Source organism: Microbacterium sp. CCNWLW134 (assembly GCF_037083565.1).
GTDB lineage: Bacteria > Actinomycetota > Actinomycetes > Actinomycetales > Microbacteriaceae > Microbacterium.
In genome coordinates this window covers 401823-425943 of sequence record NZ_JBAOJU010000002.1, presented here as the reverse complement: position 1 = coordinate 425943, position 24121 = coordinate 401823, and the positions used below count along the sequence as shown (strand labels likewise).

The window sequence follows — 24121 nt, the reverse complement described above, 5'->3', positions numbered from 1 at the left end:
CGCCTCAGTCCAGGATGGTGACGGTGCCGGAGTTGCCGTCGACACGCAGCCGCTGCCCGGTGCGGATCTCGCTGGAGGCGGTGCCCGTCCCGGTGACGGCGGGCATGCCGTATTCGCGGCAGACGATGGCGGCGTGGCTCATCATGCCGCCGATGTCGGTGACGGTCGCGCGGATCTTGCCGAAGATCGGACCCCAGCTCGGTGCAGTGACCGGCGCGACGAGGATCTCGCCCTCCTGCACCTCGGAGAGCTGATCGGCGCTGGAGATGACCCGGGCGGGGCCCTCCGCCGTCCCCGGCGAGGCCGGCATGCCCTTGAGCGTGCCGTCGGGCACGTCGCCCGTGCCGAGCCAGTTCTGGATCTGATCGTCGGTGATGCCCCAGAGCATGAGGGTGAAGGGCTCGGTGATCACCTCGGGCGGGGTGTTCAGCGCCGGCTGCGGACGCGCGGTCGACAGGGCGTCGACGATGCCGCGGCGCCGCTCGACCTCGGCCGGCCAGTAATCGGGGCCGATCGCCGGAGCCCCGACCATCCATGCGTTCACGTAGTCGAAGAGCGCCTCGCGCACCTCATCGCGGCGCAGGTAGAACATGTCGTTCGTCTGCGGCCAGAACCCCTGCTCGTGCAGCACGCGCGACAGCTGCCGGGCCTTGCGCCAGAACACGCCCATCGTCCAGTGCTCGATGTAGAAGTTGTGGTTCTCCACGTACGGATAGACGGTGCGGGCGAGACCGAGCTTGCCCCGGAAGGTCTCGAGGACGTCGCCCGACAGCAGCTCGGCGTACTCCTCCGTGATGCGGTCGCGCTCGGCGACCAGATCGGCCACATGGCGGTCGATGTCGTGCCCGGCCTGGAGCCGGTCGATGTAGCCCCTGATGAAGCCGAGGGGAATGGCGGGCACATCCCGCCAGTACTCGTCGTGCGCGTAGAAGCCGTTGCCGGTGGTGAAGTTGAACCACGGGTCCTGCGCGTCGCGCCACGCCCCGGTCCAGGCCGCGCCCGAGGGGTGCGCGGAGATCGCGGCGAGCGTCGCCTCGGCGTCGGACGTGTCTTCGAAGAGATCGACCAGACCGTCGCGGACGGCGATCTTGGCGAGCTTCTTCAGTTCGTCGTCGGGGCGGAAGAGCTCCATGTCGACGCCCTGCACCATCGTCGCGATCGCCTGATCGGGAATGCGCGGGAAGACCTCTTTGCAGAACATGAACAGATCGAGGTAGGCGACGTACCCGAGGTTGAGGAATTCGAAGTGGTACTGCCAGGCGCGATAGGCCAGCGCGATGAGACGGTCGTAATCGCCGAGGAGGTCGGTCGCCGGTCCGGTGCCTTTGCCGGCGAGCACATCGTCGAGGGCGATGGCCTCGGGGAGCGCGGTGAACTCGATGCTCTCGAGCTCGGCGATCGTGTCCTTCAGCTTCCCGTGCCAGTTCTGCAGCAGCGACTCCCAGTTCTGGAAGTAATGGCCCGCACGCTGCATGAACTGCGGCACCCGCGCCTCGATGTGCTCGGGGTCCACAGCCACCGGTGACATGAACACGTAGCCGTTGTGGATGCGGTACTCGATGCCGTTCGCCGTGGGGATGAGGAGCTGGCGCGAGTTGTACTGACCGAGACAGCCGACGGCGAACTCGAAGCCGATCGTCTCGAAGGGCTTCGTGACGGTGGGCCAGTGCTGGCTGTCGCAGAACCAGAACTTGCGCTCCTCGATCTCGCGACGGTTGTCCTGGAAGACGAGGTTGTAGGCGTAGAGGTCCTTCCACCCCTCGGCACCGGCGGGTGCGTCCTGCTCGTAGGGGCTGGGGAATGACGTGCGCGCGGGCGCGCTGACAGTGGTCGTCTGTGACATGTCGATGCCTTTCGTGGGCGATGTCGGGTTCTGCGTTCGGGTGGGGGATCGGTCGCCGGTCAGCGCCCGATCTGGGTGAGAAGGGACTGGGTGATGCTCTGGATGCCGAACCCCGAGGTCGTGGGGGCGGTGTCGGAACGCTTGGCCGACCAGACCGTTTCGGGGCGCGACTGCAGGAGGAGGAGGTTCTCGCCGTCAGGCAGCGTGCGGTCGATCGCCCACTCGATGTCCTGCGGAGCACCGAAGTGCTTCTCGGCACGCTTGGCGATCGCCGCGATCGCCGCGACCTCTCCGTCGGTGAGGCACCGCACTCCGCGACGCTCCTCCTCGACCTCCCGCTCGGCGATGCCGCGAGCTGCGGCATCGGGGACGAGCTCGATGTGCTTGTCGCCGAGCTGCTCAGCGGTGATCGTCAACATGACCTTGTCGACGTGCAGGTTGTCGGGGGTCACCTGACCCGAGACGACGAGCTCGCCGAGGCCCCATGCCGCATCGATCACGATCGTGGACCGATCCCCGTTGGAGGGATCGACGGTCATGGCGACGCCGGCCACCTTGGCGTCCACCATCTTCTGCACGGCGACAGCCATCGACAGTCCCTCGTTGGGGATGCCGTTGCGGAGCCGGTAGACGATGGCGCGACTGGTGTAGAGCGACGCCCAGCACCGGCGGACGTGCTCGGCGACCTCGTCGAGGCCCCGGAGCCACAGGTAGGTGTCCTGCTGGCCGGCGAAGCTCGCGTCGGGGAGATCCTCGGCCGTCGCCGAAGAGCGCACAGCCACCGGCGCCTCGGCCGAGAAGCGCGCCTGCAGCCGCGCATAGGCTGCGGTGAACTCCTCCCGGATGGGCTCCGGAATCGGGCGCCGCAGGATCTCGTCACGGATCTGGGCCGAGGCGGCGTCGATGCTCGCGACGTCGTCAGCGTCGATCGACGCGAGGAGACGGTGGATGTCATCGGCGACACCGGACGACTCGACGAACGCGGTGTAGGCATCGGTCGTGACGGCGAAGCCGGGGGGAACCGGCATCCCCGCCGACGTCAGGGCGACGAGAGATGCGCACTTGCCGCCGAGCACCTCGAGCTCAGCAGGTCCGGGCTCGTCGAAGAAGCGGATGAAGAGGCTCTCGGTCATGGTCATGCCTCCCAGGTGACGGGAACGGACGTGGGGACGCGGAACGAGAGGTTCTCGCGGAAGCGGATCGGCTCCGTGCCGGCCAGGCGCAGACTCGGGACCGCGGCCACGGTCTCCTCCAGAACGATGCGGTCCTGGAGCTTGGCGAGCATGTTGCCCAGGCAGTAGTGGATGCCGAATCCGAACGACAGGTGGTTTCGGGCGTCGTCGCGGGTGATGTCGAACTGGTCGGGGTGGGCGAAGACGGCCTCGTCGCGGTTGGCCGATCCCATGAGCAGCAGGATGTCGGCTCCCTTCGGAACGGCCACACCCCCGATCTCCGCATCGGCCAGCGCACGACGCCGCCAGGCGACGATCGATCCGCTGTAGCGGAGCACCTCGTCGATGGCCCCCGGGATGGCGGTCGGGTCGGCGACGATGCGCTCCCACGCCTCGCGGTGCGACAGCAGCACGCGGACCGAGTTCGCGATGAGCGTCGTGGTGGTCTCGTGACCGGCGAAGAGCAGGCTGTAGCACAGCGATGCGATCTCGTGGTCGGTGATCTCGGCCCCGGCGCCCTGCGCCTCGACGAGGTCGGCGATGAGGTGATCGCCGCCCTTCTCGTGGGCCTCGGCGACGAGACGCTGACACTCCTGCCAGTACTCGACGAGGTTGTGCGCGTGCGGCACCTGCTCGTCGTCGTCGAGGTCGCCCCAGGTCATCGCCGCCCGCGAATCGGACCACCTCTTGTACGTCGGCACCATCGAGGGGTCGACGCCGAGCAGCGTCAGGATCGTGACGGTCGGGATGTCGTAGGCGACGTCGCGGAGGAAGTCACCGGTGTGATCGGCCGAGGCGAGCATCGCGCGGAGGGCAGTTCGGGTGTTCTCGCGGATGGTCGGCTCGAGGGCCTTGAAGCGGCGCGGGGTGAAGGCCCGCTGTGCGATGGCGCGGATGCGGGTGTGATCGGGCGGGATACGCGCCGACAGCCCCGAGTAGGCGGTGAACCCGCCATCCTTCATGATCCTCGTCGCCGCCGGACCGCGCTGTCGCACCGGCGCCTGTGCATTCTCGCTCGAGAAGGTCTCCCAGTCCTCGAACACGGCGCGGACGTCCGCCCATCGCGACACGACCCAGTAGCCGATGCGCTCGTCGTACATGACCGGCTCGTCTCGGCGCAGTCGCGCATACGCGTCGAACGGATCATCCATCTCGAAGGGCTGGTACCCGTGGTGATCGACCGGGCAGCCGACCGCCGTCGATGCGGCGTCGCTCTCGGTCAGTTCGGTCGGCGTCGGACCCATGCCCACTCCTTCGTCAGCGGGTGCCGTGACGGCTTCGTCATCAGGCACCGGAACTGGGATCATTCAAACCCCGGATGCCGCGAGCCCGCGCCGGATCTTCCACTGGATGGAAGCGACTTCACCGCCTCAGCTCGGCGGGCCGCTGCCGCTCACCCGCGCCGAGGGACGGAGGGTGCGAAGCGGGAAGGGGCCGACGCTCGCCTCGATGCGGCGGGAGATTCCTCGCATCGCCGGCAGGTGGCGTTCGAGCGCGCCGGCATCCTCCGCCGGCGCCACCAGCCCCAGGGCGGCGCCGATGCCACCCTCCCGCTGGAAGATCGGGACGGCGATCGATGACGCTCCCAGGCGTGCCTCATTCAGGGCGAGTGCGAAACCGCGCTCGCGGATCGTCGTCAGCTCCGCCCGCAGCGCGTCGGGGTCGACGTGCGTCTGACTGGTACGGCTCTCGAGCGGTTGAGCGAGCACGGCGTCGCGCACCCACGACTCCTCGAAGGCCAGGAGCACCTTGCCCACCGCCGTCGCGTGCAGGGGGAGGCGCCCTCCCACCCGGGATGCCTGCGGCACTCGCCGCGTGCCGTAGACACGATCGATGTACAGGGCGTCGGTGTTCTCGCGGATGGCGATGTGAACGGTCTCCTGGGTCAGGCTGTAGAGGTCCTGCAGAAGGGGCCGCGCGATGTCGCGCACTTGGCGGCCGGCGTGCTGTCCGAGCTCCCACAGCCGGATGCCGATCTGATAGCGGCCCTGATCATCCCGCTGCAACGCCTCCCACGCCTCGAGTTCGGCGAGGAGGCGGTGGGTCGTGCTGAGCGGAAGCCCCGTCTCGGCGCTGATCTCACTGAGGCTCCGGGGCGCGAGGCTCTTCTCGAAGACCGCGAGGATCGACAGCACGCGGCCGGTCACCGTCTGCCCCGGCGTCGAGACTCGTCCCGCCACGGCTGCCTCCCTGCATCCGTTTCCGATCAGTGGAAGCTTAGTTCCGCGGGACGCCTCTCGGTGAGACCCTCGGCGCATGCCAGGTTCGAGCACGCGCTTCGGCCGAGACATCCGTGGTCACCTCCCCGACGCGAAGGAGGTGCGGGGTCTCGTGACCCTCCCCCCGGAGGACGACGAGGTGTGGACGCGCGCCGCGCCGCACCTGCGGGTTCGCAACAACGACTCGCACTCGCTGTACGCCTACGCGATCGCCCGGGCGCTGCTGCGACGACTTCCCGAGGCCGACCCGTCGATCGTCCGCCCCGCCATCCTGCTCCACGACACCGGATGGTCGACCGTCCCCGATGACGAGATCCTCGAGGCGATCGCGCCCGGCGGCGGTCGGCCCGACCTGGTGCGGCATCACGAGATCGAGGGTGCGCGCATCGCGCGGGAGGCGCTGAGCGGTCTCCGTCGGCCCGAGACCGTCGTCGGGCGCGTGACCGACATCATCGACGGACACGATTCCCGGCCGGAGGCACTGTCGATCGAGGACGCCATCGTCAAGGACGCCGACAAGATCTGGCGGGTGACCCCGCACGGACTGACCGTCGTCTGCGGCTGGTTCGACCTCGACCGCGACGAGGCTCTGCGGCTCTGCGCGAGCCGCGTCGAGTCGAGACTTCACACCGATGCCGGGCGGGCGATGGCCGGCGCGCTCATCGCCGTGGCGTCGATGGACCTCGCGCCCCAGCGCCAGGGTCTGGCGTAGCGCGTCAGGCGTAGACGTGCGGCGCGAGCACCGCGACGTCGCGCAGGTTGCGATACTTCTCAGCGAAGTCGAGCCCATACCCGATGACGAAGTCGTTCGGGATGTCGAATCCGACGTACTTGCAGTCCACGTGCACCCTCGCGGCATCCGGTTTGCGGAAGAGCGCGAAGACCTCGACGGAGGCGACCCCGCGGGAGGCGAAGTTGTCCAGCAGCCAGCGGAGCGTGAGGCCGGAATCGATGATGTCCTCGACGATCAGCACGTGCTTGTCGTGCAGGTCGGTGTCGAGGTCCTTCCGGATCTGCACCACACCGCTCGAGCGGGTTCCGGCGCCATAGGACGACACCGCCATCCAGTCCATCGGGTACGACACCGGCAGAGCACGGGAGAAGTCCGCCATCACCATGATCGCGCCCTTGAGCACCCCGACGAGGACCACGTCTTTGCCCGCATAATCCGCGGCGACCTGCGCCGCGATCTCATCGAGCTTGGTGCGGATCTCCTCCTCGGTGACGAGAACCCGGGTGATGTCGCCTTCGATGTCAGCCGCGCGCATGCCCTCCAGCTTACGTCGCCGCGTGTGAACGCCCGAGCGGCGGGAGGACTGCTCGGTCAGCGTGCGGTGAAGACCACGCGACCACCGACGCGCGCGGCGCGGCACGCGGGGAGGTCGATGGGTCCCTGCCCCGACCAGTCGGTGACCAGGCGCGCGACCTCGAGCGTCTGCACGCGGGTGAGGCTCGCACCGAACTCGGCGGCCACGACGTGGCGGATGATGCGGTGCCGGAGCGCCGGTGGGTTGGCGGCGAGCGCAGCGACCGACACCGCGATGCCGGCCTCGGCGTGCTCGACGATGTCTTCGATCGTCTCGTCGATCATCTCGTCGAAGGCCTCCGCGTCCTCGCGCAGCTGTTCGGCGGTGCGCGCGAGCGCCTCGGCGATACCCGGGCCGAGCTCGGCCTCGAGCACCGGCAGCACCCGCTCCCGCACCCGCACGCGCGCGAAGCGCGGATCGGCGTTGTGCGGGTCGTCCCACGGCACCAACCCGAGCGCCCCGCACGCGGCCCGGGTGGTCTCGCGCCGCACACCCAACAGCGGCCTGAGGAGAGGCACGCCCTCGAGATCGGATGCCGCGGCCATGCCCTGCAGGCTCGCCGCGCCCGAGCCGCGGGCGAGCCCGAGCAGCACCGTCTCAGCCTGGTCGTCGAGGGTGTGGCCGATGAGGATCGCCGTGGCGGCCTCCTCGCGAGCGGCCGCCCGGAGCGCCGCGTAGCGCGCATCGCGCGCCGCGGCCTCCGGCCCGCCGGTGGCCCCCACCTCCACCCGCACCACCCGGGCCGTGGCACCCGAGGCCTCCGCGGCGCGTCGGGCCGCATCCGCGGCATCCTCCGACCCCTGCTGGAGACCGTGGTCGACCGTGATCGCGACCACCCTGATCCCGCGCCGTGCGGCCTCGAAGACCGTCGCAGCGGTGAGGGCGAGCGAGTCGGCGCCGCCGGAGAGACCGATGATCACAGAATGACCGTCGGTCACCACCTCGAGGCTTCTGCGTACGGCGAGCCGCACCGCGGCCACCGCCGGGTCGAGCGAGGGTCGCAGCGTCACGCCTCCACGCTACCCATCGACGGCGTGGCGACCGTCGACAGCGCGCACGCGGGGCTCTACGTTGTGGCCATGGAATCCGAATCCGAGATGGGTCGAACCCGTTACCGGCTGTACATGATCATTGGCCTCGTCGTCTCGCTGCTCTTCGCCATCGTCGGCGTCGCCGCGCTCCTCACCAACGGCGGACCGGTGCTCGGGTGGGTCATGATCATCGCCGGCCTCGCGATCGCCGTGGTCTCGATCGTGCAGCTGCGACGATCCTGAGCGCAGAGGGTGCCCCGGCTAGGCTGGTCGCCGGCCACCCACCGTTCTGAAGGAGCACAGGCATGGGCGCATACGACGCCGTCATCGAGATCCCGCGCAACAGCAAGATCAAGTACGAGGTCGACCACGGCACCGGACGGGTCTTCCTCGACCGCATCCTCTTCACCCCGATGGGGTACCCGACCAACTACGGGTTCTTCGAGAACACCCTCGGCGAAGACGGCGACCCGCTCGACGTGCTGGTGCTGCTCGACCAGGACCTCATGCCCGGCATCCTCGCGAAGGTCCGCCCCGTCGGCGTGCTGAAGATGGTCGATGAGGCCGGCGGCGACGACAAGGTCGTCGCGGTGCTCGCGAAAGACCCGCGCTGGGCGCACATCCAGGACGTCGACGACATCCCCGAGTACACCAAGAACGAGATCGGGCACTTCTTCGAGCACTACAAGGACCTCGAGCCGAACAAGTGGGTCAAGGTCGACCAGTGGGCGAATGCCGCCGAGGCCGAGCGCCTGGTGAGTGAGGCCTTCGTGCGCTTCGAAGAGCACGAGGGCGAGACCCGCACCCAGGGTGAGGGCGAGTCGCCGAACACGCTGGACTGATCGCCCGCGGGATGACGAGAAGAGCGGATGCCACGGCATCCGCTCTTCTTGATTCAGACGCCGATACCGCGATCTGCCATGAAATAGATGGGGTTCACCGTGGCACCGTTGACATAGCACTCGAAGTGGAGGTGGCAGCCGAACGATCGCCCGGTGTTGCCCTCAGCGCCGATGAGCTGGCCGGCGTTGACCCACTGGCCGTAGCCGACGTAGATCGAACTCAGATGGGCGTATCCGGTGGCGATGCCGCCGCCGTGGTCGATGCGGATGAAGTTGCCGTAGCCGCCGTTCCAGCCGGAGTACGTGACGCGTCCGGCGGATGCGGCGAAGATGCCCGCTCCACATCCGGCGGCAAGGTCGACACCGTAGTGGAATGAACTTGCGCAGCCCTGCGGGCCGCACTGGGGCGCACGCGCCCCGTAGCCCGAGGACCGCCATCCCGACGACGGACGAGCCCAGCCGGTTCCGACGACGCCGCCGCCGTTCCCTCCGCCGCCGCCACCGCCGCCGCCGCCGCCTCCACCGCCGCCACCACCGCTGTTCTGCTGGGCTTCGCGACGCTTGCGCTCCTCCTCAGCGAGGCGGGCGGCCTCGGCCGCGCGGGCGCGGGCTTCTTCCTCTTCGCGGCGCTTGCGCTCTTCTTCGGCCTTGCGACGGGCCTCGACGCCGGCCTGGTAGTCGGCGATCGTCTTGGCGGTCGTGTCACGAAGGGCCGCGAGCTGGGCCTCGAGCTCGACGCGGTGCGTCTGCTGCGCGGCGAGGGCCGCCTCAGCCGCGGCGGCCGCCTCCTGGGCGGCGACCATCTTCTGCTCCGCCTCCTTCTGCAGGCGGTCGCGCTCGGCGCGCTGAACGGCGGCCTGGTCGCTCAGGCTCTGCGCCGAATCGCGGGCGGTGATCGCTTCGGCGTAGACCCCGCGGTTGCGCTCGACGAGCTTGTCCATCGTGCCGAGCTTGGCGAGCAGATCATCGGCCGTGGCGGCGGAACCGGCGAAGAACAGCTCGAGCGAGGTGTCGTCGCCGCCGTTCCGGTAGAGCTCGGCAGCCACGCGTCCGGCCTTGTTGGCGGCATCCGTGGCCTTTTCGGCCTGCTCGTCCGCCTGCCGCTGCAGCTCATCGGCGCGGTACGCGGCCTCGAAGAAGGCCTGCTGCGCCTCGTAGTACTCGTCGCCCGCCCGCACCGCTTCTGCCTGCTTGGCGGCGACATCTGCAGCAAGACCGGCGATGAGCCCCTCGATGCGGGTGATCTCGGCGGCCTTCGCGCCCTCGTTCTGCTTGGCGCGCTCGACGTCGTCCCACGACGGGTAGTCGACGGCGAAGGCGGGAGCGAGGGTCGGACCCGCCAACGCGCTCGCCGCGGCGAGACCGACGATGCCGAGACCGAGAAGGCCGCGGCGGCTGAGGTCGGGCCAGAGCAGCGCCTTCTCACGCGCCGTGGGCGCGCAGCCGCAGTCGTCATGCATCGCGTCGGAGTCCACAGGCCCTCTCCTTCGCACACAGGCAGAAGTAGACGTGCATCACACTAGCAACATCAGTCACAATCGCAACGATGATCACCGGAATCGTGCTCGTCGATTCCGGTGCGACCGTCAGGCCCAGTGTCGTCGTGAACCCCGCCTCTCACGCGTGCGACGCGCGGGCCGACACCGCATCGGAGAGCTCGATTGGCGCAAGCGCCGGGGATTGCGTATGCTTGGGCGTCGGCGAGTGAGCCTCCGGGTTCGTTCATCCGGCCCCATCGTTTAGCGGCCTAGGACGCCGCCCTTTCACGGCGGTAGCACGGGTTCGAATCCCGTTGGGGTCACTCCGTAAGGCACAATTGAATAAGCATGGCCCTGTAGCGCAGTTGGTTAGCGTGCCGCCCTGTCACGGCGGAGGTCGCGGGTTCAAGTCCCGTCAGGGTCGCTCCAAGCGGCGGGCCTTCTTTCGAGAGGGCCCTTCGTCTAGGACGTGGCATCGCGTCGTTCGCGATACGGATGCCGCGCGGCTCTGTAGCTCAGTTGGTAGAGCGCACGACTGAAAATCGTGAGGTCACGGGATCGACGCCCGTCGGAGCCACTGGGACCCTCGTGTGGCTTCTACGCACGGGGGTTTCTTCATTCTCCCTGACGGGCCACGGTGGACGTTCGGTCGCAGAACCGCACGGATGTCGCAGAAGTCCGGCGCTCCGCTGCGACGTCGACAGATTTCTGCGACACCAGCGCTTGTGATGACGCATAATCCAGGTGACGCGTCCTCAACCCGAACGGTTTCCTCATGCCCTTCCGCAACGCCGCCACCCTCCAGGCATGGTTGGAGGAGTTCCTCGCCTCCGGCGACCACGCCGGCTTCGCGGGCACAGTGCGCGTGATCCCGCAGGACGGGGCGGACGGAGCGGACACCGGCCTCGTCGGGGTGAAGTTCGAGCGACTCTCCACGACGACCGCGATCCGACCCGAGCAACCCGGCTCGACCCGCTGGCTGGTGAGCTTCGAACCGCGCGACACTCCGGTGTCGATGCCTCCCGAACAGGTCAGCGCCCTCGCCGAGGATCTCACCTACGTCGCGCGACTCTGCCGGTTTCTCGAGCGCAAGTCGGCGGAATACATCGAGGGCGACCAGCCCTAGCCGGACCCCCGGTCTCAGCGTGAGGTGACCGCGGCGGTGAGGTCGTCGAGGAGCGTCGACAGCTCCTCGACACGCGCCACGTCGCGGAGCGACACCGCCTCGTCGAAGTCGTCGTCGAAGCGGCAGAGCGATGACCACGGGGCATCCGAGAGGTCGATGGCGGGATTGATCCGGATGACGCGGCGATCGTCCGGGTCGTAGTCACGGGTCGCGACGCCGCGCTCGACCAGTCGGTCGATGAGGGCCGTGGCCCCTGCTGCGGTGATGCCGAGGTATGCCGCGATGTCGGCTGCGCGAACGCCCGGACGCTCGCAGATGAACATCAGTGCGCGTGCATCGCCGTCGCCCATGTTGAGGTCGCGGCGGGCCTGCGAGAAGGCGGCGGAGCGTGCGTCGGAATACCCGGAAAGCGCCCGGCGCAGAGCGGATGGCTGTCGTGCGATCGTCATCGCCTCCATCCTGCTGCCCACACTCGTGCGGTGTGGTTCACACCCTGAGTATTACACGAATTTAATTAAATCGGTGAAGTATTGTGTTAGCGTTGCCCTGTTGCCACTGGCTCGCTCCCGGTGTCGATACCTCGATCCCAAACGCTGGGTGGGCCTGGCGAAGGAGTGGACCATGGGTTACTTGTATTACGGCAGCGACACACAGGCCATCTCGATGCCTGACCGCATGCTCGCGCACGTGAAGGTGCTGGCAGCGACGAAGCTCCGACGGAACGAATCCTTCACGATCACGTGGCGTCATACCGACGACGAAGCCCCGGGGCGTACGACGCTCTGGCTGCATCCGGCGATCCCGCTGCGCTTCACCTTCAGCACGGTCGACGCGGAGAAGATCGACGGACCCCTCCTGCAGCGGCTCGCGGCCGAAGCCAGTTCTTCCGGCGGCCTCAATCTCGACGCACGCATGTTCGCGACGAGCCCCGAGGCCGAGCCTCAGCCCGCGCTGACCCTCGCCGCCGCCGGCTGACAGGTCTTCACCCCGTCCTCATCCGCCGCCCCGACCCCTTCCACGCCGCCGTAGGCTGACGGCATGGAGGACGGTCCGCGACGGGGCACCGCGCCGCTCGACGCCGGCGAGGCGGAGGAACTCCGCTCCCTGCGTCGGCGCGCCTTCAGCCCCGACGCCGACATCCATCTCGACGCGGCAGCGTCAGCGCGCCTCGACGAACTCGAGGCGCGCGCCCTGCCGAGCCCCCCTCCTCCCCCGCCCGCACCGCCGCCGGCGTCGCCGGCCGGCCCGGGCGCCGCGGCGCGGCACACCTCCGCAACGGGCGCGGCCACCGACAGCCTGCTGATTCCCGCCGATGAGGATGACGCCGACTCGGCCGCCACCGCCGGGGACGACGTCGAGCCGCGGCGCGTGCGGCGACCCCGGCCGGCCGCGACCTGGGCGGCCTCGCTCGTGGGCGCCCTCGTCATCGGGGCGGGCATCACGGCGGGAGTGATGGGTGCCGCCGCCGACAGCGGCGGCATCCGCCAGGTCGCGACCCTGAACGTCGACGAGGAGTTCCAGGCGCCGATGTTCATGGACCCCGAAGCCTCCTCGGTCCGGGGCTTCGAGGACTTCTACGGCATGGTCGTCATGGCGAGCGACCAGAAGTGGCTCGGGCCGGGTTCGGATCAGTGTCTCGTCATCACCGCCGGCGGCGACATCAGCTACCAGTCGCAGGCGTTCCAGGGGCGACTCTTCGTCGGGTGCGGCGCGGGCGAGTTCCCCGCCTCGGCGCAGTTCACGGTGTCGCCGGGTCTTCCCCGCGACCTCATCGCGGCGTTCCCCGTGGGCACCCCGCTCCAATTCGTGCTCGACGGGTCGCGGGTCGGGGTCTTCGTCGGGCAGGAGACGACCGTCGAAGCGGGCGGGGCCGGCGGATGACCCTCGACGCCACCCACGAAGAGCTCCGACGCCTGCGGGAACGCGCGTGGGGTCCCGACGCCGACCTCGCCGACGATCCGGCCGCCGTCGAACGACTGCGTGCGCTCGAGTCCGCCCTCCGGCGGAACAACGGGCGGACGGATGACTCGGGCCCGCCGACGCACGGATCCGCACCGCCCGCGGCCGAGCCCGCTCCCGCCCCCGTACCCGCCGCACCCGGAGCGCCCGAGGCGCCCGAGGCGCCCGAGTCGCCCGGCACGTCAGGCTCGAAGACCGAGAACCGGCCCACGTCCGGCGGCGATGAGCCCGCGGCATCCCCCCTCCCCCCGGCCGAGGAACGACCGCCGCTTCGCGCCTGGTTCCCCCGGCGACGCGCACCCTGGGCAGCCTCGCTCCTCGCGGCGGCGGCGATCGGCGCCGTCATCGTCGTCGCCGGCGCGACCACCGTCGAGCGCACCGGCGGCGGCCAGCAGGTCGGCACCCTCGCCCGAGACCCCGGCTTCACTCCGCCGGACTTCCTCGGCATTCCGGCGGACTCGCTGCGCGGATTCGACGAGTTCTACGGTCTCACCGTGTTCAGCAGCAACGAGGAGTGGATCGGGGGCGGCACCGACGAATGCCTCCTGGTCGTCGGCGACGGCGGCGGCGAGGCGCAGCGGCAGGTCTTCCTCGGATGCGGCGTGGGCGCCTTCGCCGCATCGGTGTCGTTCCGGGTGCAGCCGAGGATGCCCGCCGCCCTTCTCGAGCGCTTCCCCGAGGGCACGCCGCTGAAGTTCGTGCGTCAGGGCTCCGACGTGCGGGTGCTCGCGGGCGACACGCCCTGACCACCGAGCCGGCTGGCCTCGCGGCTCGTTCGCCGGGCCACGAGGCGACGGCCGATGATCCCCTGCCGCGGGGCGAAGAGGTAGGCGAGAGTGAAGAACGCCCCCTGCACGAGGACGACGAGCCCCCCGGATGCCGCATCGAACCAGTAGCTCAGGTAGATGCCGATCACCGACGCGGCCGCCGAGATCACCGGCGCGATGACGAGCATGCGACCGAACCGGTCGGTGAGGAGGTACGCCGTCGCACCGGGGATGATGAGCATCGCCACGACGAGGATCACGCCCACCACCTGCAGCGCGACGACAGCGGTGAGGGCGAGCACCCCGAGGAGGAGAGCGCCGAGAACCCGCGGCGACAGTCCGATCGCGAAGGCGTGCGTCGGGTCGAAGGCGTAGAGCGTCAGGTCGCGACGCTTGACGATGAGCACCGCGAACGCGACGACGGCGAGGATGAGGATCTGCACGAACTCGGCGTCGGAGATCCCGAGGATGTTGCCGAAGATGATGTGGCTGAGATCGGTCTGGCTGGGCGTGACCGAGATCAGCACGAGCCCCAGGGCGAAGAGCGTGGTGAAGACGATGCCGATCGCGGCATCCTCTTTGACACGACTGGTGCCGCGGATGAGCCCGATGAGCGCGACGGCGAGAAGGCCGAACACCAGCGCCCCGAGGGCGAAGGGCGCTCCGACGACGTAGGCGAGCACCACGCCCGGCAGTACCGCGTGCGAGACCGCGTCGCCCATGAGCGACCAGCCCACGAGCACCAGCCAGCACGACAGCAGCGCGCACACGATCGCGGCGACGACGGTGGTGGCGAGCGCGCGCACCATGAAGTCGTACTGCAGTGGCTCGAGAAGGATGTCGAGCGGGGTCACGGGGCGCCCCCCTCAGCGCGGGGCTGCCGCTGTGCGGGCGGCTCGTCGAGCCCGAAAGCGCGCGCCAGGGTCGCGGGTTCGAGAGCCTGCGCGACCGGTCCGTGGAAGAGGACGCGATTCATCAGCAGCACCGCCTCGTCGGCGAGATCCGGGAGCGCGTGCAGGTCGTGGGTGGAGACGAGGACGGTCCGGCCCGCCGCCGCGAGGTCGCGGAGGAGGCCGACGATGGTCGCCTCCGAGCGTTTGTCGACGCCGGCGAAGGGTTCGTCGAGAAGCAGGATGCCGGCATCCTGCGCGATCGCCCGAGCGACGAATGCGCGCTTGCGCTGGCCGCCCGAGAGGCGGCCGATCTGCCGGTCGGCGAGCCCGTCGAGATCGACGCGCGCCAGAGCCTCGTCGACCGCGCGGCGGTCGGCGGCGCCCGGGCGGCGCATCGGGCCGAGTCGGCCGTAGCGGCCCATCATCACGACGTCGCGCACCGAGACCGGGAAGGTCCAGTCGACCGCCTCCGACTGCGGGACATAGCCGACGATCCCGCGCCGGCGCGCGAGCGCCGGGTCGGCGCCATCGATGCGGACCGTGCCGCTGTCGGGGCGCAGGCGCCCCACGATCGCCGCGAAGAGGGTCGACTTTCCCGACCCGTTCATGCCGATGAGCCCGGTGACCCGGCCGGCGCCGACCTCGAGCGAGACGTCGCGGAGCGCGACGACGTCTCCGTAGCGGACGGTGACATCCGAGACCTCGATGGGGTGCGTCATCCGCTCTCCCCTCGCAGACCCGCGGCGATCAGCTCGGCGTCGTGGCGGAGGAGATCGAGGTAGGCCGGAACGGGTCCGTCGGGTTCGGAGAGGGAATCGACGTAGAGGGTGCCGCCGAAGGCGGCGCCCGTCGCCTCGACGACCTGCTGCATCGGACGATCCGACACCGTGGACTCGCAGAAGACCGCGGGGATGTCATCGTCGTCGACGCGCTCGATGACGGCGGCTATCCGCTGCGGGGTCGCCTGCTGCTCGGCATTCACCGGCCAGATGTAGGCCTCGTCGAGCCCGGCATCGCGGGCGAGGTACGAGAAGGCCCCCTCGCAGGTCACGAGCACGCGTTGCGCCTCGGGCACCGCCTCGAGCTCGGCGAGCAGACCGTCGTAGACCGCCTGCAGCTCGGCCTTGTACGCCTCGCCGTTCTCGGCATAGTCGGCGGCGTGGTCGGGGTCGAGATCGGCGAAGGCGGCCACCATGTTGTCGATGTAGATCGCGGCGTTGACCGGACTCATCCATGCGTGCGGATTCGGCAGCCCCGCGTACGCGTCACCGGAGATGTCGATCGGGTCGACGCCCTCCGAGACGACGACGTGCGGCACGTCGACCGACTCGACGAACTGCGCGAACCAGGCCTCCAGGCCCAGCCCGTTGTCGAGGATGAGGTCGGCATCGGCGGCGCGGCGGACGTCGCCGGGCGTCGGCTCGTAGCCGTGGATCTCGGCCCCCGCCTTGGTGAGCGACTCGACGCGGAGGTGGTCGCCGGCGACGTTCTGCGCGATGTCGGCGAGCACGGTGAAGGTCGTCAGCACCACCGGGCGATCATCGTCCGCGGGGCTGTCGGCGGCACCGCCGGAGCATCCCGTGAGCGCGGCGGCGAGCGCCAGCATCCCCGCGAGGAGCGCACCAGCGAGCGCCGCACGATTTTTCGGCATACCGAAAAATATAGCGGGAGAGACACGTCGGGGTATCACGATCAGGACGCGGCGGTCTCGCGCTGCCGGCCGTGACGTGCCCGAAGGACTACGATGCCCTCGGCGCGGGGGCGCTGCGAAGGGGGACGCGATGTCGCAGGTGGGTCGATACGGACGGCGGCGCGCCAGCGCCCGCGTGCGGCGCCGGAGGCGCCTGGTCGCGACGATCGCAGCCACCGTGCTCGTGGTCATCCTGGTCGCGACCGTCACGATCGCGGCACTCACGCGCGGTGCGCCGGCGCCCGCGGCCGACAGCGACACCTCGACGACGCCCGGGCCCTCGGCCGAGCCGACGCCCGAACCCACCCCGCTGACCCCGGTCGAGACGCTCCTGGCAAGCACCGACGACCCCAACGCGTGCGCGGTGAGCTTCGCCGGCGACGGCATCGACCAGGCGCCGATCCTGCAGACGCAGGGGACGCTCTACGCGGGCCTGCCGATCCCCGGGCGCGACGGCGCGGTCTTCGCCGGGTGGTACGCGACCCCCGAGGACGCCGCGACCTTCACCGTGCCCGCGCGGGTCAACGGATCGGAGATGGTCGCCTGCACCGACCGGCAGGTGACGCTGCACGGGGCGTGGAAGACCCCCGAGGAGAATGCCGCCGAAGACGCGCGCATCCCGATCCTGATGTACCACCAGTTCACGACGAACCCCGAGGGCGAGAGCGGGTGGCTGCGCGGCAACTACGCCTACATCGGCGACTTCGACGCGCACATGAACCACATCGCCACCGGCGGGTTCTACCTTCCGACCTGGGATGAGCTCAGCGCCTTCATCGACGGGCGGCTGTGGCTGCCGAACCGGTCGGTGATCGTCACCGACGATGACGCCGATCAGACGTGGTTCGATCTCGCGGTGCCGGTGGTGGACAAGTACCAGGTGCTCTCGACGTCGTTCATGATCACGGCCTACCGGCAGGACCCGGCACCTTCGCCCTATGTGCTGCGCCGCTCTCACACGCACGACATGCATCAGGCCGGCGCGAACGGCGACGGGCGGATCACGAACTACGCGGTCCCTGAGATCGTGGCCGACATGGAGGCATCCGCTCAGGTTCTCGGGGTGAAGGAGGTGATGGCCTACCCCTTCGGTCATTACAACGAGACCGCGAAGGAGGGCCTGCGCCAGGCCGGCTTCGAGATGGCGCGCACCATCGAGCCGGGCTACGTCACGATCGGCACCGACAAGCTCGCCCTCCCCACCATCCGCATCAACTACGGCATGGGTCTGGACGCACTGGTGAACCTGATCGGCTGAGCGGGGCGGGGCGTGCCGCGCAGCGGCGGCTCTTCGCGCTGCGGGCGATTCCTGCGCTCACGCGGATTTGTGCGCTCACGCAGATCTCTGAGCACGGGCGATCCGCGGGAGAAGGGACGGGTCAGAGCTCGCCGGGCGACATCGCCTGCGCGTCGAGCTCGTCGACGAACTGCCGCGCGCGGCTCGGAGCTCCCGCTCGTCGCGGGGCGTAGACGACCAGCGAGTGGAACATGAACCGCACGAGGAAGGCGACGACGAGCGTCATCCCGGCGGCGATGACGCTGGAGATGTGCCACGTCTCGACGAGGAGCGCGATGACCGGGATGCGGATGAGCGCCTCGGTGTTGTTGAAGGCGAACGACTTCGCGAAACGCGTCCAGACCCCCGATGCCTCGTGCTTCATGTCGTGGAAGACGAAGCGCTCCTGCAGCAGGAAGTTGCCGATGATCGTCGCCTCGGCGGCGATGACGGCCGCGACGATGTAACCGACCCCGAGCTGGATGAGCACCCACATGATCGCGAGGTTCGCCACGGCGCCCAGCCCGCCGATGAGGGCGAACAGCGACATCTTGCCGAAGCGCAGCGCCGTCAGCTGGGCGAGGAAGTGCAGGCCCTGCCGGAACGACGCCTTCGATCGGCCGGCGTGCCGCTCGGCGAAGTCGAACGGCACCTCGGCGATGCGCAGCGACCTGCGCGCGAGGATCTCGAGCAGGATCTTGAACCCGCGCGGCATCAGCGTGGCGGGGTCGACGGCGCGGCGGTCGATGAGGAAGAACCCCGTCATCGGGTCGGTCACGTCGTGCAGCCGGAGGGGGAACATCGCCTTGGTCAACGCGGTCGACGCGCTCGAGACGAGGACGCGGGTGCGATCGGCGAGGCCGCCCGAGGTGCCGCCGCCGGCGTAGCGCGAGGCGATGACGACGTCGACGTCGCCCTGATCGAAGCGCCGGTAGAGCTCGGGGATCTTCTCGGGCGGATGCTGCAGATCGGCGTCCATCACCAGGCACGCATCGGCCTCGGCGGCCTTCATGCCCGCCATGACCGCGCCGCCCAGACCTCCGGTGCGCTTCGCGCGGTGGATCAGCCGCACCGGGAGGGCCGCGCTCCGCGCGACGTCCTCGACCACGGCGGGGGTGTCGTCGGTGCTGTCGTCGACCACGATGATCTCGGCCTCGATGTCCTCGACCGCTGCAGAGACGCGCGCGACCAGCTCCGGGATGTTCGGAGCCTCATTGAAGGTCGGGACGATGATCGAGAGCTGCACTGCCGACCATCGTCGCACGATCCCCCGGGCCCGCGCGCGGCGTCGGGGAATGCGTCGGGCGTGCTCAGGCGTTGTCCATGCTCGGCACGAAAGGATTGAAGGATGACTGACACCCCCACCCCCATCACGATGTTCGGCGCGGACTGGTGCCGCGACTGCATCCGCACCAAGAAGCAGCTCGACGAGCTGGGTGTCGCCTACACCTACGTCGACCTCGTCGCGCAGCCCGAGGCCGCGGACGTCGCCCGGGAGATCTCGGGCCGCACGAACATCCCCGTCGTCGTCTACCCCGACGCGTCGCACCACGTCGAGCCCTCGAACTCCGACGTCGAGGCGAAGCTGCGGGAGCTCGCGCTCCTCTGACGCGCGCCGCGCCATCCGATCCCCGCCCCGCGACGAACAGGTGAAGTCAGGCCGAGAAGCGGAAGGGGAGCCGGATGACCACGAAGACGGCACGCCGCCCGATCGGGTGGGCTGCGGCATCCGGAATCATCGGCGCCGCCGCCTTCCTCGCCGCGGCCGAACTCGTCGCCCTGGTCGTCGCGCGCAGCGCGAGCCCGATCCTCGCGGTCGGGTCGTTCCTCATCGACATCGTTCCGCAGCCGATCAAGGAATTCGCGATCTCGACCTTCGGCGATGCCGACAAGGTCGTGCTGCTCATCGGGATCGGCGTCGGCGTGGTCGTCGCCGCGGCGGTCGCGGGCATCCTGCAGTACCTCCGACCTCCGCTCGGCGTCGCCGCCCTCGCGCTCGCCGGCATCCTCTCGGGAGCCGCGACGCTGACCCGTGCCGGGGCGACTCCGCTCAGCGTCCTGCCGCCGCTCGTGGGCACGGTCGTCGGCATCCTCGCCCTCATGCTGCTCGTCAACCGCCTCCGCCGGTGGCGCAGCCCGCGCACGAACACTCCGGCCGAACACGCCGACACCCCGCAGCCCACCGCCGAACGCCCCGCTGCCGTCGACCGCCGCGCGTTCCTGCGTGCGAGCCTCGTCACCGCCGCGGCGGCGGTCGTCGTGGGAGCGGGTTCCCGCGTCGTCAACGCCGCGACCTCGTCTCTCGCCGCCATCCGCGAAGAGCTGGCCCTCCCCGCCCCCCGCACGACGGTGACCATCCCCGACGGGGCGAGCTTCGACATCCCGGGCCTGTCGCCCCTCATCACCCCCAACGACGACTTCTATCGCGTCGACACCGCACTCACCGTCCCCTCAGTCGACCCCGCCACCTGGCGGCTTCGGATCGACGGCATGGTCGACACCCCCGTCGAGCTGAGCTTCGACGACCTCGTCGCGATGGGGCTCGACGAGTACGCCGTGACCCTCACGTGCGTGTCGAACGAGGTCGGCGGCGGGCTGGTCGGCAACGCCGTCTGGCTCGGCGTGCCGCTCCGCGACGTCCTGCGCATGGCGGGCCCGCAGGCCGGTGCCGACATGGTGCTCTCGCGCAGCGTCGACGGCTACACCGCATCCACGCCGCTCAGCGCCGTCACCGACGACGGCATCGACGCGATCCTCGCCGTCGGCATGAACGGCGAGCCGCTCCCGTTCGAGCACGGCTTCCCGGTGCGGATGGTGGTGCCCGGCCTGTACGGCTACGTCTCGGCGACCAAGTGGCTCACCCAGCTGACCGTGACCACCTTCGCGCAGGACGAGGCGTACTGGACTCCCCGCGGCTACAGCGCCGAGGCTCCGATCAAGTTCTCCTCGCGCATCGACACCCCGCGTGCCGGCACCCCGATCCCCGCCGGACGCACGCCGATCGCCGGCATGGCCTGGGCCCAGACCGTCGGCATCGAGCGGGTCGAGGTCAGCATCGACGACGGCCCCTGGCAGCAGGCGACCCTGTCGACGCCGATCAACGACGACACCTGGGTGCAGTGGTTCCTCGACTGGGACGCCCCGGGCGGCACGCACTACATCGCCGTCCGCGCGGTCAACCGCGACGGTGAGACCCAGATCCAGGAGCGTGCGCCGATCGCACCCGACGGATCGACCGGATGGCAGCGGGTGCTGGTCACCGTCCGGTGACCGACATCCTCCGTCGCGCCATCCCCGCACCCGCGGCCGGACCACCGCGACTGGTTAGGCTGACGGGGTGACGGTCGAGCGCAACACCCGACCACTGGAGCCCACGGTCGAGACGGACTTCTCAGACCGGATGAGCTACGGCGGCTATCTGCAACTTCCCACCCTGCTGTCGGCCCAGCTGCCGCTGAGCGACCCCGAGCACCACGATGAGCTGCTGTTCATCGTCCAGCACCAGACCACCGAGCTGTGGCTGAAGCTCGTCCTTCACGAGCTCGCCGAGGCATGCCGCCTGCTGCGACAGGACGAACTCGCCCCGGCACTGAAGTGCGTCGCACGGGTCAAGCACATCCAGCGCACCCTGACCGAGCAGTGGTCGGTGCTGGCGACCCTGACCCCCACCGAGTACGCCCAGTTCCGCAGCGTCCTCGGCAAGGCGAGCGGCTTCCAGTCGGCGCAGTACCGGGCGGTGGAGTTCACGCTCGGCAACAAGAACGCCGCCGTCCTGCGGGTGTTCGACGCCGACCCGGCCGCGCACGACCTCGTGCGCACCGCGCTCGAGCAGCCGAGCCTCTACGACGAGTTCCTGCGGCTCCTCGCGCGCACCGGCTACGACATCCCCAGCGCGATCCTCGAGCGCGACGTCACCCAGGCGTGGACCTTCACCCCCGAGCTCGTTCCGGTCTTCACGAGCATCTACGCCGACACCGCGACGCACTGGGCCGCCTACGAGACGTGCGAAGAGCTCGTCGACCTGGAGGAGAACTTCCAGTTCTGGCGCTTCCGTCACCTGAAGACCGTGGAGCGCATCATCGGCGGCAAGACCGGCACGGGCGGATCGAGCGGCGTGCCGTTCCTTCGCCGCGCCCTCGACCTGACCTTCTTCCCGGAGCTCTGGGCGGTGCGCACCGAGGTGCCCGATGCCGCATCCTGAGCCGCTGCGCGCCCTGCTCGGACCCGACGCCGCCGCGGTCCGCCGCGCCCTCACCGACGAAGCGGGGGTCTCGCTCCCCGCGTTCGTCGATCACCACGTGCACCTGCACCTCGTCGACGGCGAGCGTCTGCCGCTCGGCGGGGTCGCAGCGGTGGTCGACCTCGGCGGCGATCCCGCGATTTTCGCCGACCGCGCCGCGGGCACGCTCCCGCAGGTGACCTATGCCGGGGCCTTCCTCACCACCCTCGGCGGCTACCCCGCCGGTCGCGAGTGGGCCCCGCCGGCCATCGTCCGTCAGATCACCGACGCCTCCCCGCAGATCGGGCGCCGCGGGGGCGCGGCGACGGCGGTCGACGAGCAACGGCTCGCCGGAGCATCCGTCATCAAAGTCGTCCTCCATCACGACCGCCCCCTCCCCGAGGATGCCGTGGCGACGATCGTCGAGACGGCCCACGCCGCCGGGCTTCCGGTCGTCGCTCACGTCGAAGGCGAGGGGATGACCCGACGCGCGCTCGAAGCCGGAATCGACGCTCTCGCGCACACCCCGTTCACCGAGCGGCTCGACGAGGCCCTCGTCGCCCGGGCGGCCGCCGCACAGGTGTGGATCTCGACCCTCGACATCCACCGCGACGACGAACAGGCAGCAGACGTCGCCCGCGAGAACCTCCGCGCCTTCCGCGCGGCCGGCGGCCGCGTCGTCTACGGCACAGATCTCGGCAACGGCGATCTGCCGCTGGGGGTGAATCCGCGCGAGCTGCGCGCCCTCCTCGCCGCCGGGTGCGACGTGCCCGCCCTCGTCGCCGCCCTGACCGATCCGTGGCCCGGCGCCGCTCCGCTGCCGGAGGTGCGCACGTTCCTGCGCGGGCAGCCGCCGCGGGCCGCCGACGGCGCCGACGACCCGACCGCCCTCGCCGACTGGCTCGCCACGGCGAGCGTTGTTCCGGCCGAAGACCTGCTCCCCGACCTCGACGACGAGGCCGGGAACGCCGACAGTGAGGATGACGATGACTGACCCCCGTGAGCGTGCCGGTACGCAGGACTGGGATGCCGCGGCATCCGCTCTCGACGCCGCCGATCCGCTCCGCGGCTTCCGCGACCGGTTCGTGGGAGCCGAGACGTCGCTGGTCTACTTCGACGGCAACTCGCTCGGCCGGCCTCCGCGTGCGACCGCCGATCGCCTCGCCCGCTTCGTCACCGACGAATGGGGCGGCCGACTCATCCGCGGCTGGGATGAGTCGTGGATGCGCCTCCCCTACGCGATCGGCGACGAGATCGGCCGGGTCGCCCTCGGGGCGGCGGCCGGGCAGACGGTCGTCGGCGACTCGACCACGGTGCTGCTGTACAAGCTGATGCGCGCCGCCGTCGATCACCAGCGCCGTCGCGACCCCGCCCGGGTCGAGATCGTCATCGACACCGACAACTTCCCCACCGACCGGTTCCTCGTCGAGGGGATCGCCGCCGAGCGGGGCGCGACGATCCGATGGATCGAGGTCGACACCGCCGCCGGGGTCACCCCCGACCAGCTGCGCGCCGCCGTGGGACCGGCGACCGCACTCGTCGTGCTGTCGCACGTGGCCTACCGCTCGGGACACCTGGCCGATGCGCCGGCGCTCACCGCCATCGCCCGCGACGCCGGTGCACTGCTGCTGTGGGATGTCTGCCACTCGGCCGGGTCGGTGCCGGTCGACCTCGACGGGTGGGGCGCAGACCTGGCGGTCGGCTGCACCTACAAGTATCTGAACGGCGGGCCGGGGTCACCGGCCTTCGCCTACGTCGCGACCCGGCTGCAGTCCGAGCTCACGCAGCCTATTCAGGGGTGGATGGGCGCGGCCGACGTCTTCTCGATGGGGCCGCGCTACGAGCCCGCCGCGGGCATGGGCCGATTCCTCTCCGGAACCCCGCCGATCGTCGGGATGCTCGCGATGCAGGACACCCTCGCGTTGATCGACGAGGCGGGTATCGGACCGATCCGTGAGAAGTCGCGCGCGCTCACCGGCTTCGCCGTCGACCTCGCCGACGACCTGCTCGCGCGCTACGGCGTGACCCTCGGGTCACCCCGCGACGCGGCCGAGCGGGGCGGACACGTGACGCTGCGGCATCGGCAGATGCGCGCCGTGACGGCGCGGCTCTGGGAGAACGACGTCATCCCCGACTACCGCGACCCCGGGGGCCTGCGCATCGGCCTGTCGCCGCTGTCGACGAGCTTCACCGAAACGCTGTCGGGCATGCGGGCCGTCGCCGACGCGCTCGAAGCCCTGGACGGGGATGGGGACGGAGCCCGAGCGACGACGGCCGGCACCGCGGCTTAGGCTGAGCG

25 protein-coding genes and 3 tRNA genes are annotated in these 24121 nt (G+C 70.1%); 16 read left to right on the top strand and 12 right to left on the bottom strand.

Annotation, left to right across the window (positions count from 1 at the left end; translation table 11 throughout):
• Window positions 1–4: 4 nt before the first annotated feature.
• The 4 genes from V6S02_RS12600 to V6S02_RS12585 all read right to left on the bottom strand — a co-directional run bounded on the left by V6S02_RS12600 (window position 5) and on the right by V6S02_RS12585 (window position 5195).
• The gene (locus V6S02_RS12600; protein WP_336401120.1) at window positions 5–1843 is read right to left on the bottom strand and encodes a PEP-utilizing enzyme; all 1839 of its coding nucleotides are present in this window, start codon (window positions 1841–1843) and stop codon (window positions 5–7) included.
• 59 nt (window positions 1844–1902) lie between these two features.
• Window positions 1903–2982, bottom strand: a complete 1080-nt coding sequence (locus tag V6S02_RS12595) for a PEP/pyruvate-binding domain-containing protein (RefSeq protein ID WP_336401119.1) — start codon at window positions 2980–2982, stop codon at window positions 1903–1905.
• The gene (locus V6S02_RS12590; protein ID WP_336401118.1) at window positions 2979–4259 is read right to left on the bottom strand and encodes a cytochrome P450; all 1281 of its coding nucleotides are present in this window, start codon (window positions 4257–4259) and stop codon (window positions 2979–2981) included. Before V6S02_RS12590 ends, V6S02_RS12595 begins: the two co-directional genes overlap by 4 nt.
• 126 nt (window positions 4260–4385) lie before the next feature.
• Complete coding sequence (locus tag V6S02_RS12585; RefSeq protein ID WP_336401117.1) at window positions 4386–5195, bottom strand: IclR family transcriptional regulator; 810 nt, start codon at window positions 5193–5195, stop codon at window positions 4386–4388.
• A 76-nt stretch (window positions 5196–5271) separates the two neighbouring features.
• Here V6S02_RS12585 and V6S02_RS12580 point away from each other — a divergent pair, with 76 nt between their 5' ends.
• Window positions 5272–5946 (top strand): HD domain-containing protein, encoded by a 675-nt coding sequence (locus V6S02_RS12580; protein ID WP_336401116.1) that lies wholly within the window; start codon window positions 5272–5274, stop codon window positions 5944–5946.
• A gap of 4 nt (window positions 5947–5950) precedes the next feature.
• Here the strand turns inward: V6S02_RS12580 and hpt are convergent, their stop codons facing one another.
• Both hpt and tilS read right to left on the bottom strand, forming a co-directional pair.
• Complete coding sequence (hpt, locus tag V6S02_RS12575) at window positions 5951–6502, bottom strand: hypoxanthine phosphoribosyltransferase (protein ID WP_336401115.1); 552 nt, start codon at window positions 6500–6502, stop codon at window positions 5951–5953.
• Window positions 6503–6558: 56 nt separating this feature from the next.
• Entirely contained in the window at window positions 6559–7551 is a 993-nt protein-coding gene (gene tilS / locus V6S02_RS12570; RefSeq protein ID WP_336401114.1) for a tRNA lysidine(34) synthetase TilS, read from the bottom strand.
• Window positions 7552–7620: 69 nt separating this feature from the next.
• Here tilS and V6S02_RS12565 point away from each other — a divergent pair, with 69 nt between their 5' ends.
• Together V6S02_RS12565 and ppa are read left to right on the top strand one after the other, a co-directional pair.
• Window positions 7621–7815, top strand: coding sequence for a hypothetical protein (locus V6S02_RS12565; protein ID WP_124292193.1), 195 nt, complete (start codon window positions 7621–7623; stop codon window positions 7813–7815).
• Window positions 7816–7877: 62 nt separating this feature from the next.
• The gene (ppa, locus tag V6S02_RS12560; protein ID WP_124292192.1) at window positions 7878–8414 is read left to right on the top strand and encodes an inorganic diphosphatase; all 537 of its coding nucleotides are present in this window, start codon (window positions 7878–7880) and stop codon (window positions 8412–8414) included.
• A 53-nt stretch (window positions 8415–8467) separates the two neighbouring features.
• Here the strand turns inward: ppa and V6S02_RS12555 are convergent, their stop codons facing one another.
• Entirely contained in the window at window positions 8468–9874 is a 1407-nt protein-coding gene (locus tag V6S02_RS12555; RefSeq protein ID WP_336401662.1) for a peptidoglycan DD-metalloendopeptidase family protein, read from the bottom strand.
• A 268-nt stretch (window positions 9875–10142) separates the two neighbouring features.
• Between V6S02_RS12555 and V6S02_RS12550 the strand changes: the two genes are divergently transcribed.
• The 4 genes from V6S02_RS12550 (at window position 10143) to V6S02_RS12535 (ending at window position 11018) form a co-directional block, all read left to right on the top strand.
• A tRNA-Glu gene (locus V6S02_RS12550) sits at window positions 10143–10215 on the top strand.
• A gap of 27 nt (window positions 10216–10242) precedes the next feature.
• Window positions 10243–10316 (top strand) — tRNA-Asp (locus V6S02_RS12545).
• 80 nt (window positions 10317–10396) lie between these two features.
• Window positions 10397–10469 (top strand) — tRNA-Phe (locus V6S02_RS12540).
• A gap of 198 nt (window positions 10470–10667) precedes the next feature.
• Entirely contained in the window at window positions 10668–11018 is a 351-nt protein-coding gene (locus tag V6S02_RS12535; protein ID WP_124292191.1) for a hypothetical protein, read from the top strand.
• Window positions 11019–11032: 14 nt separating this feature from the next.
• On the opposite strand, the gene V6S02_RS12530 is transcribed toward V6S02_RS12535, so the two are convergent.
• Window positions 11033–11467: a MarR family winged helix-turn-helix transcriptional regulator gene (locus V6S02_RS12530; protein WP_240638759.1), complete on the bottom strand. Its 435-nt coding sequence runs from the start codon at window positions 11465–11467 to the stop codon at window positions 11033–11035.
• Window positions 11468–11639: 172 nt separating this feature from the next.
• Here V6S02_RS12530 and V6S02_RS12525 point away from each other — a divergent pair, with 172 nt between their 5' ends.
• From V6S02_RS12525 to V6S02_RS12515, 3 genes are all read left to right on the top strand, one after another.
• Window positions 11640–11993, top strand: coding sequence for a DUF7882 family protein (locus V6S02_RS12525; RefSeq protein ID WP_124292189.1), 354 nt, complete (start codon window positions 11640–11642; stop codon window positions 11991–11993).
• A gap of 63 nt (window positions 11994–12056) precedes the next feature.
• Window positions 12057–12899, top strand: coding sequence for a hypothetical protein (locus V6S02_RS12520; RefSeq protein ID WP_336401113.1), 843 nt, complete (start codon window positions 12057–12059; stop codon window positions 12897–12899).
• Window positions 12896–13723, top strand: a complete 828-nt coding sequence (locus V6S02_RS12515; protein ID WP_336401112.1) for a hypothetical protein — start codon at window positions 12896–12898, stop codon at window positions 13721–13723. The genes V6S02_RS12520 and V6S02_RS12515 overlap by 4 nt, the downstream gene beginning before the upstream one ends.
• On the opposite strand, the gene V6S02_RS12510 is transcribed toward V6S02_RS12515, so the two are convergent.
• From V6S02_RS12510 to V6S02_RS12500, 3 genes are read right to left on the bottom strand one after another with little or no spacing between them, the layout of a single operon-like run.
• Window positions 13681–14598 (bottom strand): metal ABC transporter permease, encoded by a 918-nt coding sequence (locus tag V6S02_RS12510; RefSeq protein WP_336401111.1) that lies wholly within the window; start codon window positions 14596–14598, stop codon window positions 13681–13683. The two genes, V6S02_RS12515 and V6S02_RS12510, sit on opposite strands and share 43 nt — an antisense overlap.
• Window positions 14595–15356: a metal ABC transporter ATP-binding protein gene (locus V6S02_RS12505; protein WP_336401110.1), complete on the bottom strand. Its 762-nt coding sequence runs from the start codon at window positions 15354–15356 to the stop codon at window positions 14595–14597. Before V6S02_RS12505 ends, V6S02_RS12510 begins: the two co-directional genes overlap by 4 nt.
• On the bottom strand, window positions 15353–16288 hold the full coding sequence (locus V6S02_RS12500; RefSeq protein ID WP_442927930.1) for a metal ABC transporter substrate-binding protein: 936 nt from the start codon (window positions 16286–16288) through the stop codon (window positions 15353–15355). The genes V6S02_RS12505 and V6S02_RS12500 overlap by 4 nt, the downstream gene beginning before the upstream one ends.
• A gap of 130 nt (window positions 16289–16418) precedes the next feature.
• Between V6S02_RS12500 and V6S02_RS12495 the strand changes: the two genes are divergently transcribed.
• Window positions 16419–17585, top strand: coding sequence for a polysaccharide deacetylase family protein (locus V6S02_RS12495; RefSeq protein ID WP_336401109.1), 1167 nt, complete (start codon window positions 16419–16421; stop codon window positions 17583–17585).
• A gap of 121 nt (window positions 17586–17706) precedes the next feature.
• Here V6S02_RS12495 and V6S02_RS12490 read toward each other — a convergent pair whose 3' ends face one another.
• On the bottom strand, window positions 17707–18849 hold the full coding sequence (locus V6S02_RS12490) for a glycosyltransferase family 2 protein (protein ID WP_336401108.1): 1143 nt from the start codon (window positions 18847–18849) through the stop codon (window positions 17707–17709).
• A 102-nt stretch (window positions 18850–18951) separates the two neighbouring features.
• Here V6S02_RS12490 and V6S02_RS12485 point away from each other — a divergent pair, with 102 nt between their 5' ends.
• The 5 genes from V6S02_RS12485 to V6S02_RS12465 all read left to right on the top strand — a co-directional run bounded on the left by V6S02_RS12485 (window position 18952) and on the right by V6S02_RS12465 (window position 24113).
• Window positions 18952–19212 carry a glutaredoxin family protein gene (locus tag V6S02_RS12485; RefSeq protein ID WP_124292182.1) on the top strand — a complete coding sequence of 87 codons (261 nt, stop codon included), beginning with the start codon at window positions 18952–18954 and terminating at the stop codon, window positions 19210–19212.
• A gap of 74 nt (window positions 19213–19286) precedes the next feature.
• Complete coding sequence (locus V6S02_RS12480) at window positions 19287–20873, top strand: molybdopterin-dependent oxidoreductase (RefSeq protein ID WP_336401107.1); 1587 nt, start codon at window positions 19287–19289, stop codon at window positions 20871–20873.
• A gap of 67 nt (window positions 20874–20940) precedes the next feature.
• A complete protein-coding gene (kynA, locus tag V6S02_RS12475; RefSeq protein ID WP_124292180.1) occupies window positions 20941–21804 on the top strand; it encodes a tryptophan 2,3-dioxygenase in 864 nt (287 codons plus the stop codon).
• Window positions 21791–22816 (top strand): amidohydrolase family protein, encoded by a 1026-nt coding sequence (locus tag V6S02_RS12470; protein WP_336401106.1) that lies wholly within the window; start codon window positions 21791–21793, stop codon window positions 22814–22816. Before kynA ends, V6S02_RS12470 begins: the two co-directional genes overlap by 14 nt.
• A complete protein-coding gene (locus tag V6S02_RS12465) occupies window positions 22809–24113 on the top strand; it encodes a kynureninase (protein WP_205783009.1) in 1305 nt (434 codons plus the stop codon). Before V6S02_RS12470 ends, V6S02_RS12465 begins: the two co-directional genes overlap by 8 nt.
• Window positions 24114–24121 lie beyond the last annotated feature (8 nt).